Consider the following 16,865-nt stretch of genomic DNA (forward strand, 5'->3'; position numbering starts at 1 on the left):
GTAAATTAAGGGCCATGAAACGACATACAACTGCGCTGTTTCTGATGCTTACATTGCTGGCGGCGGGAGCGTCACTCGCCCAGCAAGCCGCGCCGCACCATTTCGTACATGTTCCGGAAAAGCTCGCTTGGAAAGACGCGCCCGCCTCGCTGCCCAAGGGCGCGCAAGTGGCGGTGCTGCGCGGCGACCCCGCGCAGGCCGGACTGTTCACCATGCGCCTGAAATTTCCCGCTGGGTATATCGTCTCGCCCCACTGGCACACCGCCGACGAACACGTCACGGTGATCTCCGGTGTGCTCTACATAGGCGCGGGGGAAAAGTACAGTGAACGTGAAGTGGAAGCCATCCGCCCCGGCACGCTGATGGTGATGCCTGCCACGCACCGCCACTTCGCGCACTTCCGCGAAGAAACCGTCCTGCAACTGCACGGCCTGGGACCCTGGGTGGTGAACTACATCAGCCCCGCCGACGACCCGCGAAACATGATGCAGCCGAGGAAAGAAACGCCCTCAGTTGCATTACAAAAATAGATGTACGATAATGTATATACAACCCGGACGATCGCGGAATGCGCATAGAGTGGGATGAGCAAAAGGAGCGCAATAACTGGCGGAAGCACCGGGTTCACTTCGATGTGGCTGCGCGCGTCTTCGACGATCATCACGCGGTAACCGCGCACGACCGGGTTGTGGATGGAGAGGTGCGCCGGCAGACCATCGGTGTGGTTCCCATCTCGACGGGTGGGGCCATGATGCTGCTGGTTGCGCACACCGCAGAGGATGAGGAAGACAACGAGGTGGTCCGGCTCATCTCAGCGCGCAAGGCCGATGCCTACGAAAGGAAGACTTATGAATCAGCGCAGACGAAATAGGACAGTGAAGGACCATGACCGTGAACTCACGGCGTTGATGCGCATGAAGGATGAGGACATCGATTACAGCGATATCCCCCGGATAAAGGACTGGAGCAAGGCGGTAGTGGGAAAGTTCTACCGGCCGGTGAAAAAATCCGTTAGTATTCGCGTGGATGCCGACGTGCTGGCCTGGCTGAAATCGCAAGGCACGGGCTACCAGACCCGCATCAACAGCCTGCTGCGTCAGGCCATGGAGCATCCCACCCGCCGCTGATCCGACCTGCCCGTAAAAAAATAAGCGTGGGGAAAGCATGGCCGTGCGCATCCACATCATTGGCGGGCCGGGAAGCGGAAAGACATTCGCGGCACGGCAACTCTCACGCCGCTTTGGTGTACCAGCATACGATCTGGATGACTTGTTTTGGAATTCTTCGGTGCAATCCTATGGATTGCGGGCTTCCGAGGCTGGCCGGGAAGCTAAACTCACGGCCATCCTTCAGCAGCCGGATTGGATTGTTGAAGGCGTTTATTACAGTTGGCTTCGTCCCAGCTTCGAAAGGGCGCAAATTATTTTCGCGTTGCGCCCTAACGTATTATTGCGCGATTATCGCATCCTGAAACGGTTTGTCGGTAGGAAACTGTGGATGGTATCCACGAAGCGTGAAGGAGTTCTCGACCTCTTGCGGCTTCTTTCATGGAACCACCGCTACGATGCAGACAATCTTGCCCCGGCTATAGCTTTCATTGATGGACTGCAGCGTGAGGTTGTGACCGTCGAATCTCCCAGTGAAATTCTCGATCAGGCCGATGCCATTTCCAGCATCGATCAAGCTGAGGTAAAGTAGGGAACTATGAGTGCAGCCCCAATCCTGATTGTTGCTTTGTGCGTGCTGGCCATTGGCTACCGCTATTACAGCGCGTTTCTGGCCGCCAAGGTGGCCGTGCTGGATGACTCGCGCGTTACGCCCGCGCATCGGCTGAACGATGGGCATAATTACCATCCCACGCACAAGTGGGTGCTGTTCGGGCATCACTTCGCGGCCATCTCCGGCGCGGGGCCGCTGGTGGGGCCGGTGCTGGCGGCGCAGTTTGGCTATCTGCCGGGATTAATCTGGCTGGTGGTGGGGGTGGTGCTGGCCGGGGCGGTGCAAGACTTCCTGGTGCTGGCGGCCTCCACGCGCCGCAATGGACGGTCGCTGGCGGAGATTGCTCGCGAGGAGATTGGTCCGCTGGCAGGTGGCACGGCGGCCGTCGCCATTTTGTTCATCATATTCTGCGCGCTGGCCGGGTTGGGATTAGTTGTGGTGAAGGCTCTCGGCGGCGAAACCTTCGTCAAGCCTGACGGCACGGTCCTGCAGATCGCGGGCAGTTCCTGGGGAACCTTCACTATTTTTTGCACGGTACCCATCGCGCTCTTCGTGGGTCTCTACATGTACCGGCTACGCAAGGGGCATGTGGCGGAAGCCTCTGCCATCGGAGCGGTTCTGGTTCTGATTGCGACTTGGGCGGGCAGCTACATTCCCGGCTCGGTGCTCGCACCTTATTTCGACATGACCCAGAAGGAAGTGATTCTGGCCATCATGGCGTATGGCTTTCTGGCGTCAGTGCTGCCGGTGTGGGTTCTTCTCTGTCCGCGCGACTACCTATCCAGCTTCCTTAAGATCGGGACGATTGCGCTGCTGGTGATTGGCGTCGTGGTCGTAAACCCCACCTTGAAGATGCCGGCCGTTACCGAGTTTGCCGCGGGCGGAGGCCCGGTGCTTCCCGGCAAGGTGTTCCCGTTTGTGTTCATCACCATCATGTGCGGGGCGATCAGCGGCTTCCACGCGCTGGTCTCCAGCGGGACGACGCCCAAGATGATCGGCAAGGAGTCGGATGCCCGCGTGATTGGTTACGGGGCGATGCTAATCGAGGGTTTGGTGGGCATCGTTTCCCTGATCGCCGCGTGCAGTCTGGCGCCGGGCGACTATTTCGCCATCAACACGGATTTGAAAGCCGCCCCGCGCTTCGAGCAGAAATTCGCGGAACTGGGCTATCAGCCTTCTCAACTGCAACACTACGAACAGCAAACAGGAGAGCAGCTTCAGGGCCGAGCTGGCGGTGCGGTCTCGCTGGCCGTGGGTATCTCTCAGGTATTTTCCAGTATGCCGATTTTTGAAGCGCTGGTCAGCTTCTGGTTCCACTTCGCCATCATGTTCGAGGCGTTGTTCATTCTCACCACCATCGATACAGGCACTCGAATAGCCAGATTTCTCATACAGGAGATGGGCGGCAAAGTCTGGCCGCAGTTTGGCAAGCAGGACTGGATTCCCGGGACCATTATCTCCTCTGGGCTGACGGTGATGGGCTGGGGGTATCTCATCTGGACGGGGAACGTGGATACTATTTGGCCTATGTTTGGAATTGCCAACCAGTTGCTCGCGGTGGTGGCCCTGTCAGTTGCCGGGACGGTGATGGTCAACGCTGGCCGCGCCCGCTACCTCTGGGTGGTCGTCGCGCCGATGCTTTTCGTAACCACCACCACCATGACCGCGGGCGTTCAACTCATCCAGCGGTTCTGGGCGCTTACCAGCTCCAGCGTCGCCGGGGAGCCGTTTAAGGGGTATCTGAATACCTTTTTGATCGTTGGCATGATGATCTGCGTGGCGATCATTCTCTGTGAGTCTTTCCGCCGGTGGATTGGCCCCCGAGTTCAATCTGGGATTGCTTCAACTACTCCCGCCCAGGATACAGCATGAATACCTTGCATAAAATGGGATTCCGTTTTTGGTATTCCTGTCCCGGCGTTACCTCAAATGGACTTTTCAAGTTTGTGGCCGGATTGCCGTAAAAATTCCGCGACGGTGCTGAGTACCGATGGAACCGGAATGCGCGGAGGCATCCACTTACCCCCCAAGTGTTCCTGGATGTCGTCTGCTGATAGCCTGTATCTAATTGATAATAAAAGATGTTATATCTCTGGTATTTTTACTTCGAAATAAAGAGTTGACCCACCTTTGCGGCCTAGGTTAACCTTTCGTAGTTCTAATTAATAGGTAGCAGCGAGCGCACACGACGGGTTTTGTACAGTGCCTCCCAAAGAGCCAGACTTTTTGATATTGACGGGGACGCATTGAACGCGGGATCGGCGATAATGAAGGCACCGTGCGCATTCCAGGTTTGAGTGATTGAATGAGAGCTAAATCACATTTTGCGCTGTTGAAACTCGCGCCCATGCTTGCCTTGGGGTTTGCCTTCGGCTGTAGTTCAGCTCCGAAGCGCGCCTACGTTCCACCGGCAGCTCCGCCGCCCAAGCCTGCGCCAATTATTGCCGCTACCCTGCCTGCTTCCAGGCTGCCGATCACCCTGAATTTCTCTGGAATTCCGGAGCAGCCTAGGTTTGATCCCATCCAGGATGTGATCGAAAAGGCGGAATCGGCCTTTGAGCGGGGCCGTAAGAGCTATGCAGCCGGACATTTGGAGACCGCCAAGTCGGAATTTAATATCGCCATCAACACTATTCTCCAATCGCCGGTTTCTGCGCGAGAAGACCGTAGGATTCAGACTGCTTTTGATTCTCTGGTTGATCGTATCCATAACTATGAGATGGACGCCCTGCGCGCAGGCGACGGATTTGCAGAGCCGGGATATATGCCTGCTCCCATTGATGAGCTCCAAAGCTTGACGTTTCAGGATGACGATCAGGGGTCGCAGGTGCTTAACGGTAACCCGAAGACTCCGTTGCGCTCGACTATGCCGCTGGTCATCAACAGTCAGGTTTCTGGGTACATCAACTATTTCACCAACGGCAAGGGTAGGTACACCCTCCAGGCGGCCATGCAGCGCTCAGGCCGTTTCCGGGACATGATCTTCCGTGTCTTTGACGAAGAGAAAGTACCTCGCGAGTTAATCTTCCTGGCCCAGGCTGAGTCTGGCTTTCAGCCCCGCGCGCGATCGGTGAAGGCCGCGATGGGCATGTGGCAGTTCATCTCCGGGACGGGCAAGCTTTATGGGTTGGAGCGGACTTGGTGGGAGGATGAACGACTGAATCCTGAGGAAGCCACGCGCGCCGCCGCCCGCCATCTTGGCGATCTGTATGATTCGCTCGGTGACTGGTATCTCGCGATGGCCGCGTACAATTGCGGCGAATTCTGCGTCTCCCGCGCGGTCGAGCGCACCGGCTACGCCGACTTCTGGGAACTGTCCCGGCGCAATGCGCTGCCCAAGGAAACGCGCAATTATGTGCCTCTGATCATCGCCTTGACGATTGTCGGCAGCAACCCGGAAAAATATGGGGTGAACGACATCATCTTCGAGCCTACTTGGGCATTTGATGTCGTGACGATTAATGAGCCGGTTGATCTTCGGCTGGTGGCAGAAATCGTGGGCTCCAACGTGGAGGAGATTCGAGAGTTGAATCCCAGCTTGCTTAGAAATACGACCCCCAAAGTTCCCGAGTTCCGCCTCCGCCTGCCGCTGGCCACCCGCGATATTTTCCTGAAGCGAGTCGCCATGATCCCACGGGAGAAGCGTGTTTTCTGGAGATGGCACACGGTTCGCCACGGCGAGACGCTTTCGGGCATCGCCAAGAAGTATAAAACTGCCGTGCAATCCATCGCGCAAATGAACAGTATCGATGCGGACGTCCCGCTGCGAGAAGCTGACGATCTCGTGATTCCTGTAGGCAATACTCGCCCGGAGCAGGAACCCACTGTCTCCCGGAGCGGAGCCAATAAGGGAAATAACGGGATCCATGTGGTCCGCCGGAATGAGTCCTTATCGCTGATTGCACGCCGCTATGGTATCTCCACCCAACAACTGAAGGATCTGAACAACATGGCGGATACTGTTATCCGCGTTGGGCAGCGATTGGTTGTGCGCGAAGTGGATGCGGGAGTCGAGAGAGAAGCGAATGGAACACTAGCGGCTTCCACAAACTCATCTGCGAAAGCTCCCGACTCTCCAGCAGAATCCACGCGCCGGATTGCTTCGACCGCCTCGAATGCGAGCGTTGAAACCACAGGCCGATTGGTTCATCGGGTGCAAAATGGAGAATCGCTTTGGCAGATCGCCAGCAGCTACAACACCACGGTTGAAGTCCTGAGAAAAAATAACAGGCACCTGAAAAAAAGTCTCCGGATTGGGGACCCTGTCTATATTCCTTCCGCGCGATAGGCTATCGTGTTTTTTCTAGCTTTGGTTACGGACGCTTTCCACCAAGATTTCCTTGTCAGACCCAGTGTCAAATTCAGGCAGTATCCGAAATTTCTGCGGGTGCGTTTGCTAATCGGTTCTCATTCCGAAAAGTTAATGACTATTAGGCCGCAGGCATATGCTGCGTAGACGAATAATAGTATGGAGAAAGTTTGATGCCCAAACGCGTACGTAAGGCGGTATTTCCAGCAGCGGGTCTTGGGACGCGTTTTCTGCCCGCCACCAAAGCGCAACCGAAAGAGATGCTGCCGTTGGTGGACAAGCCGATCATTCAATATGCGGTTGAAGAAGCCCTCGAGTCGGGTATCGAAACCATCATTATCGTAACCGGCCGGGGCAAGAATGCGATTGAAGATCACTTCGACGTTTCCTTTGAGCTTGAGAAAAACCTGGAAGCCAGAGGCAAGCATGACCTGCTCAAGCAGGTCCGCAGCATCTCCGATCTCATGCAAATCTGCTACGTTCGCCAAAAGGAAGCCCTCGGCCTGGGCCACGCGATTCTGATGGCGCGCGACCTGGTCGGTGACGAACCATTCGCGGTCCTGCTGGGCGACGATGTCATCGACGCGCCCACGCCGTGTCTCCGCCAGCTAATCGATGTGCATACGGAAACGAATGCCTCCGTAATCGCTATTCAACAAATTGCGTCCGAAAAGATTTCAAGCTACGGCGTCATCTCCGCCGCGCCGCTGCCTCATGCCAGTGGGCCTGACCGCCTGTTCAAAATTAATGATTTGGTCGAGAAGCCCCCCGCCGCGCAAGCTCCCTCCAATCTGGCGATTATCGGGCGCTATATTTTAGAACCACAAATCTTTGAAGCCCTGGCCACCACACCGGCTGGCGCTGGCGGTGAGATACAGCTCACGGATGCACTGCGAACCTTGCTTCGCAGCCATCCCATTTACGGCTATCGCTTCGAGGGCACCCGCTACGACACCGGCGACAAACTCGGCTTCCTCACCGCCACCGTCGAATTCGCCCTGCGCCGCCCCGACCTCGGCCCCGCATTCAGGGAATATCTAAAGTCCTTGCGCCTGACGTAACTGATTGCGACCGGCTTCGTTGGATTCCATCCTTTGGCATTCGATTTCACGAATTGGCTTCAGCGGTGGCGGGCCTCCAGAAGACTTGCCGCGTCCTCCTGAATCGCTTGAGGGATGCTGACCTGTTCGCCGACTTCAGGGACGATGCGAATGCGCAGCGTTTCCGTTTCGCGGTGCAGTCGCCTATCCAGCAGAACTCCGCCAATCACGCCGCCGAGTATGCCAACTGCTGCTCCTGTAACTACTCCCCTGATGCCATGTAACTCGCTGCCAATCCTTCCGCCGATCAGCATCCCGGATTGCCTCCCTGCATCCACTACGGCCCGTGAGACACCTGAGGATCCCCGCGATTTTTTTGAATAGAGCTCGATTTCCAAAATCGATTCTCGGGCAAATGTTCTTTTGCCCTTCGGGACGGCCTGCGGGTCCGATGTTTTCTTTACGTCTATTTCGAGTTCGCTGCCCCGGATGGCCACCGCGCGCCCTCGCACAAAGCTACCAGTTTTCAAAATGACTCCCATCTCTTTCCCCACCGAGGAAAGAATGCCGCTCCACGGCCGATACACGATGAGATCATCCTGTGCCCTGGCGGCGGTCGCCATTAGCCCTGAGGCCAATATAGTTACTGTGATAATCGTTTGGATTTTGTTCATGATTCAACGTCCTTTCCTAAATAGGTTCGTGCTCTCAAGATAGAGAATGCCGGTTTGCGGATTGTGCTGCCAGCGGGAGGATGACACTTTCTTCTCTGTCATAGCGGAACACCGGAGCTAGAATGATTGAGCGGTGGGACCGCAACGGGAGGCAGCCTGATTGGATATTCAAATTAACAGGCGGAGCGACGTGCCGGTACGCGAGCAGCTATCCGAGCAAGTGATCTACATGATTGTCACCGGGAGATGGAAGTCCGGTGCGCCGCTGCCCAGCGTGCGCGAATTGGCGCGGCGGCTGGGCATTCATCACAACACGGTCAGCGAGTCTTATTCAAAGCTAGTGGAGCGCGGATGGCTGGTCCGTCGGCGGGGAAGCCGTCTGCTGGTGCGCTCGGCTGAGATGGCCTCCGAGGTTCGCGCCAACGGCCTGGAGGAGTTGGTCAACGCGATGATCAGCTTCTCGCGGGAGCAGAAATGGAGTTTGCAGGAGTTGCGCACACGCTTGCTGGACCGTCTGATGGTCGAGCCTGCCGACCACATCCTGATCGTCGAGCCGGAGGACGGGCTGCGCAAACTCCTACAGGCGGAACTAAAAGCCGCCTTGAAGATTCCCGTAAATAGTTGTTCGGTCGCAGAGTTGGCAGGACAACCGAATCTGCTCATTGGCGCGCAGGTGGCCGCTCCCAATTATCTGGCTAAAGACGTTAAGCCGCTGGTGCCTAAATCACGTCCGCTGGTGGAGTTGCGCTTCGGCACTATTGAACAGGCGCGCGGGCGGATTCTCCAACTCACTCAGCCCGCGCTGATCGCTATGATCTCCGTGAGCCCTGCCATTCTTATGATGGCCCGCAGTTTGTTTGCACCTGCCGAACGGCTGGGGCACACCCTGATGACGTACTCTTTCCCGATGGAGAATCCATCGGAACTGCGCGTTGTGGATTTGGTCATCTGTGATTCGCTGTCCTTCAAGCAAGTACGCAATCCCCGCGCCATCGAATTTCGAGTGATCTCCGAGGACTCCATCCAATCGCTATCAGCCGCGATGAAATAGATTGCTTGAACGGGTATTGTTTTGTGGCTTTAGATTACGAGGATGGTGCTGGCGGATTTTTCGATGGCCCGGCCGATGATGTGAGCGGGAGTACCGCTCTCTTGCAGCGCTGATTCCAGCGCCGCGGCATGTTGTGTGGCGACGGAGATCAGCAGGCCGCCGGAGGTTTGCGGGTCATAGAGAAGTGTTTCGATTTCAGGGCTGACGGATGCGCCGAGGGAAACTGCGCACGAAACAAACTCCTGATTGTTCTTTAGTCCACCCGGAACCGCGTCCAGCCGAATGGCATCGATCGCCCCGGGCAGCGCGTCTATTTTGGAATGGTCGATTTCCAAAGTTACATTGCTGGCCACGGCCATCTCTCGCGCGTGGCCGAGCAGGCCGAAGCCGGTGATGTCCGTGGCGGCGTGAACGGAATAGCCCGTGGCTTCTGAAAGCCGAATCGCGATTTCTCCCGCCGCGCGGTTCAGCGTGCTCATGGACTCAATGGCCGCCGCCGCCCAATCCGGCTGGGCTTGCTTGCGCTTTACAGCGGTCGAGATGACTCCAGTCCCAAGTTTCTTGGTGAGAATCAGAGCATCGCCCGGACGCGCCCCACCATTGGTCCAAATGTGATCCGGATGAACGGTGCCTGTAACCGAGTAGCCGAATTTAATCTCCTCATCGCGCACGCTATGCCCGCCGATTACGCTGCACCCAGCTTCCAGCATCTTGTCGAGGCCGCCGCGAAGTATCTGGCCCAGCACGTCCAGGTCGCCGCTTTCCGGATACGCGAGCACCGACAGCGCGGTGATGGGCTTGCCGCCCATCGCGTAAACATCGCTGAGCGAGTTGGCCGCCGCGATCTGCCCATAGGTGTAGGGGTCGTCGACAATCGGTGTGAAGAAATCGACAGTCAGGACTAGCGCCAGCGCATCGCTGAGGCGATACACTCCGGCGTCGTCGGCTTTGTCGAAGCCGATCAGCACGTTCTTGTCAGTCTGCCGGGGGAGCTTCCCCAGCACAGCGTCCAAAACCTTTGGACTCAATTTCGACGCTCAGCCGGCCGCTTTCACGGCGGCAGTCAAGCCAACTTTTTCTGCGCTCATATATGCCGATTGTAACAGGTCTCGTAAGGACTGTGATTGCCAACCATGCGCTGGCCCGCAGTCCTCGCGACTCACCTCGGGCGAGTTCCTGGCGCGGACTCTTGCCCGACTCCTGCCCGACTCCTGCCCGACTCCTGCTATGATATTTGTCTATGGCAGACAAGACTAGGATCACACCCCGCGCCGAGAATTTCGCGCGCTGGTACAAGGACGTAATCCAACAAGCCGAGTTGGCCGAGGCGGCCGAAGTGGTGAAGGGCTGCATGGTGATTCGTCCGCATGGCTACGCCATCTGGGAGCGCCTGCAGGCCGAGCTCGATAGCCGCTTCAAGGCCACGGGCCATCAGAACGCCTACTTCCCGCTGCTGATCCCCATGAGCTTCATCAAGAAAGAGGCCGAGCACGTGGAGGGCTTCGCGCCTGAACTGGCCGTCGTAACCATCGCCGGCGGCGAGACGCTGGAGGATCCCTACGTCATTCGCCCCACGTCGGAGACCATCATCGGCTACTTCTACGCCAAGTGGATTAAGAGTTGGCGCGATCTGCCGGTGTTGATCAATCAATGGGCTAACGTCGTCCGCTGGGAGCTGCGCACGCGCATGTTCCTGCGTACCACTGAGTTCCTCTGGCAGGAGGGCCACACCGCGCACGCCACGCAGCAGGAGGCCGAAGAGGAAGCGCGCCGCATGTTGGATGTTTACGCTGACGTCGCCGAGAACATCATGGCCATGCCCGTCATACGCGGGATCAAGTCCCAGGCCGAGCGCTTCGCCGGCGCCACGCGTTCGTTCTGTATTGAAGCAATGATGCAGAACGGCCTCGCGCTGCAAGCCGGGACCAGCCATGAACTCGGGCAGAACTTCGCCAAAGCCTTCGAAATTCGTTTTCAGAACAAGTCGGGCGAGCTGGAGTTCGCCTGGCAGACAAGCTGGGGTGTATCCACGCGTCTGCTGGGAGGCTTAATTATGAGCCACTCGGATGATCGCGGACTTGTGCTGCCACCGAAGTTAGCGCCAGTTCAGACGGTCATCATCCCCATCTATCGCAAGGACGAGGAGCGCAGCGCCGTCCTTGAAAAAGTTCAGCAGATTACTCTCGAGCTGCGAGCGGCGGGTGTCGCCGTTACCGCCGATGACCGCGAGGGCTACACGCCGGGGAATAAGTTTTTCCACTGGGAGCAACACGGAGTTCCGGTGGTGATTGAGCTGGGACCGCGTGACCTGGCAGCGGGCAACGTGGTGTTCCGCCGCCGCGACGCAGCGGAGAAGCAGACCGTTCCCGCCGACGGCCTGGCGGCCGTAGTGGTGCGCACGCTCGACCAGATGCAGACGGAGATGCTGGAGGCCGCCCGCAAACGCCGCGCGGACAACACCGTGCTGGCAGGAAGTCTGGAGGAAGTCCGCGCGATCCTTGAGTCAGCGACGGCGGAGAAGGGCGGCGGTAAGTTTGTGATGGCTCATCTGAAAGATGACAAAAGCTGCGACGCGCGCCTGAAGGAGTTCAAAGCCAGCGTGCGCTGCATTCCTCTGGAAGACCACTACGACGGCCCGGGTCCGTGCCTGATAACCGGCGAGACGGTGCCGCACCGCGTGGTCATCGCCAAATCCTATTAGGAGATATTTGGTGGACTTGCGAGGTGACTTTCCGGTCGCCTCGCGACCCGCAATCATTTCGATCCCATTGGGTTGCTGGCAGAGACAACTAGCTCAACTGTTTCCGCGACACGCGGGTTCGCTTGTGCGGAGGCGCAGCGATTCCGGCCCAGTGCCTTGGCGCGGTAGAGGGCTTCATCGGCTTGTACCAAAAGCGCCTGCCGGTCGAGGGGATTCGCGGAGTCCCACAGGGCATAGCCGATGCTGACGGTTACGGTAACCGACCCGAGGCGGGTGGCCATCTCCGGCGCGGCGATGGTGGCGCGCAGCCGCTCGGCGAGCATCGCCAGATGATCGATGGTGGGAGTTCGCGCGACGATCAGGAACTATTCGCCGCCATACCGTCCGGCGGCATCGTAACGCCGTAGGCATTGCGTAATGCGCAGGCCGACTTCGTGCAGCACCTCGTCGCCGACCAGGTGGCCGTGCGTGTCATTCACCGCCTTGAAATGATCGGCATCGGCGAGCAACACGCCGACGCAGGAATGTTCGCGCCGGGCAAAGTGAATCTCCGATTCCACAAACTCGATGATGGCCGTGCGGCTCCACAGGCCGGTGGGGGGTCGCGGCTGACCTGAAGCTGCAGCGCCTCCCTGGCCTTCACCAATTCATCCTGCAATTCAACGATGCGACAGCCCGAGCGCAGGCGGGCGGCCAGTTCGTTGGGGCTGAACGGCTTGGTGATGTAATCATCGGCACCGGCATTGAGACCATCGAGAATTTCCTGCTTTTGAAATTTGGCGGAGAGCAGGATCAGATAGGTGTAAGGCGTCGGGCGCAAGATGCGCAGACGGCGGCACACTTCCACGCCATCCATGCCGGGCATCATCCAGTCCAGCAAGGCGATGTTGGGCGCGCCGGGCGCTTGCAGGATTTCCCAGGCCTGCGCTCCATCTGTCGCGATGGTTACCGTGTAACCCCACTTCTCCAGAAACTTGACCAGAATGGTTCGGTTGGTGGCGTCGTCATCGGCGATCAGTATGTTCATCACCTGGCCTCCTGGATGGATTCGCCGCGCAGTTGTTCCAGACGGGTGTGCAGCCGCGCCAGGGAAATTTTCAACCGGGTCCACAGGGCCGCGGCGGAGTCCAGTGCGCCGGCGTGCCCCATGCTCTCCAGACTGGCCGCCAACTGATAGGCTTCCGCCGTTCCAAAAAGTCCCAGCGTGCCTTTCAGGGTATGCGCGGCGCGCTCCAGGGCGTGGTGATCCTGCTGGTCAATGGCGGCGCGGATGGCGGTGAGTTGCGCGGGATACTGGTCGCAGAAGACGTTCAAGGCTTCGCCAAACAGCTCCCAATCGTCGTCAAATTGAGCCATGATGGCTTCCCGCGTCGGGCCTTCTTCTTCGGCGTGGGAGGGGTGTGTGGCGTCTAACTCAAGGGCCGCATCCACAGCGTGCGCCGCGGATATCTTGGCGATGATCTCGTACAGATCGCCGGGCTTGAAGGGCTTGGCGAGGTAGCCGTCCATGCCCGCCGCCAGACAGCGCTCGCGGTCCTTCAACAAAGCATGAGCGGTCAATCCGATGATGGGTGTACGCAAACCAAGCCGCCCCTGTTTTTCGCGGATCAACTCCGTAGCCTGCAAGCCGTCCATCTCCGGCATCTGCACGTCCATCAGAATCAGATCGAAAGCGGCGAAGTCTTTCTTTTCCAGTTCCGCCAGGGCCTCCAGGCCGTTGGCTGCTACGGTGACGCGATGACCTTTCTTCTCGAGCATACGCAGGGCCACGGTCTGGTTGACGGGATTGTCCTCGACCAGCAAGATGGGCAGGCCTTTGCGGCGCTCGACTTCCGTCCGCTGGCTGGCGGCCTGCTGAACTTCAAGCGGCGGCGCCATCACGCGCTCGGTGGCCATGGCTCGCTCGATGCTCTCGCGCAGTTCCATCTGCCGGACCGGCTTCATCAAATAGTCATTGATTCCGGCCATGCGTGAGCGCACCGAATCACCGGGACGGCTGGCGGAGGTCAGCATGATCACGCGCGGGGATTGCAGGGCGGGATTGCCCAGTATCTTCTCGGCCAGCTCGAAGCCGTCCATGCGCGGCATGTTCACGTCCAGCAATACCAACTGGATGGGGGCGCCTCGGGACGCGGAGGCGCCCAAAATCTCCAGCGCCTGCGACCCGCTCTCGGCCATGGTGGCCGTCATGCCCCAGCGCGTGGTGATCTCCTGCAACAGATTCCGGTTGGTGCCATTGTCGTCCACGATCAGCACGGAGGTGCCGCTTAACAGGACGATCGAGTTATTGAGCTTCGGGGTGGGCTTGGGCAGCGCGCCGGCGGAGGCCAGCGGAAACTGCGCCGTGAAATGGAATGTGCTGCCGCGACCCTCTTGGCTCTCCACCCAGATATTGCCGCCGAGTAATTTCACCAGCTTCGCGCAGATCGCCAGGCCCAGGCCGGTGCCGCCATAGAGGCGCGTGGTGGATGTGTCGTCCTGCATAAACGCTTAAAAGATGGTGCCCTGTTTGGCGGCGGGAATGCCGATGCCGGTGTCGGAGACCACAAAGTGCAGTTCCGCACTCCCGGCGGGCGCCGCGCCATACATCTGACCAGAAATTTGAGACGACACCTGCACGACCACTTCACCGCGCTCGGTAAACTTGATGGCGTTGCCGATCAGATTAATCAGAATCTGACTCAGACGCGGGGCGTCGCCCAATAGCGTTTCCGGAAGATCGACCGGCATCTTCACGGCCAGCTCCAATTCCTTGGCATGTGCCTGAGCGGCCAATGTGCGGGCCGCTTGTTCCACCACGTCGCGCAGAGCAAACGGGGCCGAGTCGAGATCCATCTTGCCCGCTTCGATCTTCGAGAAATCGAGGATGTCGTTGAGTATGTTCAGCAGCGAGGTGCTGGCCGAGCGCACCGTGGTCAGGTATTCGCGCTGCTCGTTGTTCAGATCGGTGTCCAGCGCCAGCTCGGTCATGCCCATGATGGCGTTCATCGGGGTGCGAATCTCGTGGCTGGTATTGGCCAGGAAATCGCTCTTGGCGCGGCTGGCGGACTCGGCTTCGTCCAGGGCATGGCGCAACTCATCTTTGAGCACCGCATCGCGCTTCTGGGTGGCCTCCAGCTCGGCCTCATGCAGCGACAATTCCTTCAGGCGCCACCGGTCCTGGATGATGGCCCACACCAGGAAGATGTCTTCAAATATTACCCAGGCGGCATGTTCCAGCCAGCGCCAGGGGCTGGAGTGCATCATGCCGAAGACGGAATGCGGCCAGAAAATGCCGCGCAGGAGGTGATCCGCCGCCACAATCGCCGAGGCCACCGCGATCAAGCGCCACTCGCGGTAAAACGCCAGCAGCGCCAGCGAGCCGAAAACATGGAAGTGCGTTTCGATCCGGCCGCCGGTCAAATGGATCAGCAGGGCGGACATTAGCATCTGGCACACGGCGATCAGATAGCGCGTAAAAGTTTTCCCCGGACGAGCCAGCGCGAAACAGACCGGCACGCCGCAAATGACGCCGCCCACCAACAGGGCGACCATCAGGTTTTGTTCCATCGAGCCGCCGCCCGTGATCGTCAGCGCTGGGAAAATCCACAGCGCGGCGATGATGCCATAAACCCACTGGAGAGGCATGATGATGGCGAATATCCGGTCCGTCTGAAAATGCATTCCGTGGCGGTGCTGGCGCAGAATTTCTTGCGCTCTCGGCTCCCGTGCCGCCTGCTGTTGGGAATCCATGGGCAGGACTCGCAGCATTTCTTTGGCCATTTTTATTTCTCTCCATACCGCATGTACCGCTGACTACAATTTGCCACAAACAGTTCATTCGCCTTGGCAGAACGCCTGCAATGTCCGGGCACGCCATGGGCAGTCGCGGCTCCAGCGGGCGATAACATATGCACCATCGGCAGCGGCTGCGCACAGTTTTAGCGGGTTCGCCGAAACCACCTCCCGCCGGATGGTTACCGCAATGGTTCAGGCGCGACAAGTTATTGATTCTTCGCATTGGGAGGGGCTCAGCCGCCGCGCAAAACGGATCACGCGCCGTAGGATACGGATGAGATTCTTAGGGGATGTGGAGGACGGTGGGCTGATTAGCAGGCGAGCATTTTACGGGTTACTTTTAGCCCGTTTAGGCGACCCAGAACCGAGACGGAAATATTTTGCTGCTGGAAGAAATCGCGGGCGATGGTGCGAATCTCCTCCGCCGTCACCGCTTCGATCCTGGCCTTCATGTCGTCGAGGGTCATAAAACGACCGAAGTACATCTGCTGGCGCGCGAGGTTGGACATGCGGCTGCCGGTGGACTCCAGGCCCAGCATCAGGCTGCCCTTCAACTGGTCTTTCGCGCGCTGCAACTCTTCCTTGGGGATCAGGTTTTCTTTCAAGTCGCGGAACTCGGCCAGCACACCGTCGATGAGGCGCGGGATCGACGACATGGAGGTTCCGGCGCAGATCATCATGCCGCCCGTGTCACGGTAGGGGATCAGGTCGGAGAAGACGGAGTAGACCAGGCCCTGCTGCTCGCGAATCTTCTGGAACAGCCGCGAACTCATGCCGCCGCCCAGCAGCGAGTTCAGCAGATATGCGCCGTAGCGGCGCTCGTGTCCCAGCGGATAAGAGGGCACGCCCATGCAGAAGTGGGCCTGCTCGAGCGACTGTTTGTCGCGTAGCGTGATGTGCGCCTGCATGGCCGGGGGCACGTCGCCGCGTTCAAATGACTGACGCTTCAATCCGCGGAAACGCTGCTCGACCAAATCCAGCACGCGTCCATGCTGCAAATGTCCAGCCACGGCAATGACCATGTTGCCCGGCCGGTAGAAGCGGCCAAACTGCCGCGCGATGGCGGGGCGGCTGAAGTCGCTCACCGACTGACGCGTGCCCAGGATGGGCCGTCCCAGCGGATGGTTCTTCCAGAAGCGCTGCGTGAACATTTCATGAAGCAGATATTCCGGGTTGTCCTCCTCCGACTTGAGCTCCTCAAGCACCACGCCGCGCTCCTTGACGATGTCGGCGGGGGCGAAGCGCGGATTCAGCACCATGTCGGAGAGCACATCGAGCGCGGAGGTGAGATGCTGGTCGAGCACCACGGCGTTGAAGCAGACGCATTCCTTCGCCGTGAAGGCGTCGAGATGCCCGCCGATCGAGTCCATCGACCGCGCGATCTGTTCGGCAGAGCGCGTACGCGTGCCCTTGAAGACCATGTGCTCGATGAAATGGGTGATGCCGCTCTGCGTGGACGCCTCCTGGCGCGACCCCGTATTCAGCCAGATGCCCAGCGCCACCGAACGCACGTGCGGCATCGACTCGGTCAGCAGCGTCAGCCCATTCGAGAGAACCACTTTGCGAATATTGCGATGCGTTTCCTGCTTCATGT

The 16,865-nt window shown here is 58.8% G+C and carries 17 protein-coding genes; 9 read left to right on the forward strand and 8 right to left on the reverse strand.

The features are described from left to right. Window positions 1-14 precede the first annotated feature (14 nt). The 7 genes from EXQ56_03870 (at window position 15) to galU (ending at window position 7,089) form a co-directional block, all read left to right on the forward strand. On the forward strand, window positions 15-530 hold the full coding sequence (locus tag EXQ56_03870; protein MSO19589.1) for a cupin: 516 nt from the start codon (window positions 15-17) through the stop codon (window positions 528-530). A 38-nt stretch (window positions 531-568) separates the two neighbouring features. Continuing rightward, window positions 569-871, forward strand: a complete 303-nt coding sequence (locus EXQ56_03875) for a BrnT family toxin (GenBank protein MSO19590.1) — start codon at window positions 569-571, stop codon at window positions 869-871. Further along, a complete protein-coding gene (locus EXQ56_03880) occupies window positions 849-1,127 on the forward strand; it encodes a hypothetical protein (protein ID MSO19591.1) in 279 nt (92 codons plus the stop codon). Before EXQ56_03875 ends, EXQ56_03880 begins: the two co-directional genes overlap by 23 nt. Window positions 1,128-1,164: 37 nt before the next feature. Beyond that, a complete protein-coding gene (locus tag EXQ56_03885; GenBank protein MSO19592.1) occupies window positions 1,165-1,698 on the forward strand; it encodes a DNA topology modulation protein FlaR in 534 nt (177 codons plus the stop codon). A gap of 6 nt (window positions 1,699-1,704) precedes the next feature. Next, on the forward strand, window positions 1,705-3,591 hold the full coding sequence (locus tag EXQ56_03890) for a carbon starvation protein A (GenBank protein ID MSO19593.1): 1,887 nt from the start codon (window positions 1,705-1,707) through the stop codon (window positions 3,589-3,591). Window positions 3,592-4,024: 433 nt separating this feature from the next. Next, window positions 4,025-6,007, forward strand: a complete 1,983-nt coding sequence (locus EXQ56_03895; GenBank protein MSO19594.1) for a LysM peptidoglycan-binding domain-containing protein — start codon at window positions 4,025-4,027, stop codon at window positions 6,005-6,007. A 194-nt stretch (window positions 6,008-6,201) separates the two neighbouring features. Then, window positions 6,202-7,089: a UTP--glucose-1-phosphate uridylyltransferase GalU gene (gene galU, locus EXQ56_03900; GenBank protein ID MSO19595.1), complete on the forward strand. Its 888-nt coding sequence runs from the start codon at window positions 6,202-6,204 to the stop codon at window positions 7,087-7,089. Between the two features lie 59 nt (window positions 7,090-7,148). Here the strand turns inward: galU and EXQ56_03905 are convergent, their stop codons facing one another. Next, window positions 7,149-7,742 (reverse strand): hypothetical protein, encoded by a 594-nt coding sequence (locus tag EXQ56_03905; protein MSO19596.1) that lies wholly within the window; start codon window positions 7,740-7,742, stop codon window positions 7,149-7,151. A 160-nt stretch (window positions 7,743-7,902) separates the two neighbouring features. Between EXQ56_03905 and EXQ56_03910 the strand changes: the two genes are divergently transcribed. Continuing rightward, window positions 7,903-8,793, forward strand: coding sequence for a GntR family transcriptional regulator (locus EXQ56_03910; GenBank protein MSO19597.1), 891 nt, complete (start codon window positions 7,903-7,905; stop codon window positions 8,791-8,793). A 29-nt stretch (window positions 8,794-8,822) separates the two neighbouring features. Here the strand turns inward: EXQ56_03910 and selD are convergent, their stop codons facing one another. Beyond that, window positions 8,823-9,881, reverse strand: a complete 1,059-nt coding sequence (gene selD, locus EXQ56_03915) for a selenide, water dikinase SelD (protein ID MSO19598.1) — start codon at window positions 9,879-9,881, stop codon at window positions 8,823-8,825. A 152-nt stretch (window positions 9,882-10,033) separates the two neighbouring features. On the opposite strand from selD, the gene EXQ56_03920 reads away from it, so the two are divergent. After that, window positions 10,034-11,494: a proline--tRNA ligase gene (locus EXQ56_03920; GenBank protein ID MSO19599.1), complete on the forward strand. Its 1,461-nt coding sequence runs from the start codon at window positions 10,034-10,036 to the stop codon at window positions 11,492-11,494. Window positions 11,495-11,547: 53 nt separating this feature from the next. Here EXQ56_03920 and EXQ56_03925 read toward each other — a convergent pair whose 3' ends face one another. From EXQ56_03925 to EXQ56_03950, 6 genes are all read right to left on the reverse strand, one after another. Beyond that, the gene (locus EXQ56_03925; GenBank protein ID MSO19600.1) at window positions 11,548-11,817 is read right to left on the reverse strand and encodes a diguanylate cyclase; all 270 of its coding nucleotides are present in this window, start codon (window positions 11,815-11,817) and stop codon (window positions 11,548-11,550) included. Between the two features lie 42 nt (window positions 11,818-11,859). Further along, on the reverse strand, window positions 11,860-12,141 hold the full coding sequence (locus tag EXQ56_03930) for a diguanylate cyclase (GenBank protein ID MSO19601.1): 282 nt from the start codon (window positions 12,139-12,141) through the stop codon (window positions 11,860-11,862). Further along, window positions 11,970-12,521 (reverse strand): response regulator, encoded by a 552-nt coding sequence (locus EXQ56_03935; protein MSO19602.1) that lies wholly within the window; start codon window positions 12,519-12,521, stop codon window positions 11,970-11,972. The genes EXQ56_03930 and EXQ56_03935 overlap by 172 nt, the downstream gene beginning before the upstream one ends. Beyond that, window positions 12,521-13,978 carry a response regulator gene (locus EXQ56_03940; protein ID MSO19603.1) on the reverse strand — a complete coding sequence of 486 codons (1,458 nt, stop codon included), beginning with the start codon at window positions 13,976-13,978 and terminating at the stop codon, window positions 12,521-12,523. Before EXQ56_03940 ends, EXQ56_03935 begins: the two co-directional genes overlap by 1 nt. Before the next feature lie 6 nt (window positions 13,979-13,984). After that, window positions 13,985-15,256 carry a hypothetical protein gene (locus EXQ56_03945; GenBank protein MSO19604.1) on the reverse strand — a complete coding sequence of 424 codons (1,272 nt, stop codon included), beginning with the start codon at window positions 15,254-15,256 and terminating at the stop codon, window positions 13,985-13,987. A gap of 326 nt (window positions 15,257-15,582) precedes the next feature. Beyond that, window positions 15,583-16,863 carry an insulinase family protein gene (locus EXQ56_03950; GenBank protein MSO19605.1) on the reverse strand — a complete coding sequence of 427 codons (1,281 nt, stop codon included), beginning with the start codon at window positions 16,861-16,863 and terminating at the stop codon, window positions 15,583-15,585. Between the last annotated feature and the right edge of the window lie 2 nt (window positions 16,864-16,865).

Source organism: Acidobacteriota bacterium (assembly GCA_009691245.1).
Classification (GTDB): Bacteria; Acidobacteriota; Terriglobia; order 2-12-FULL-54-10; family 2-12-FULL-54-10; genus SHUM01.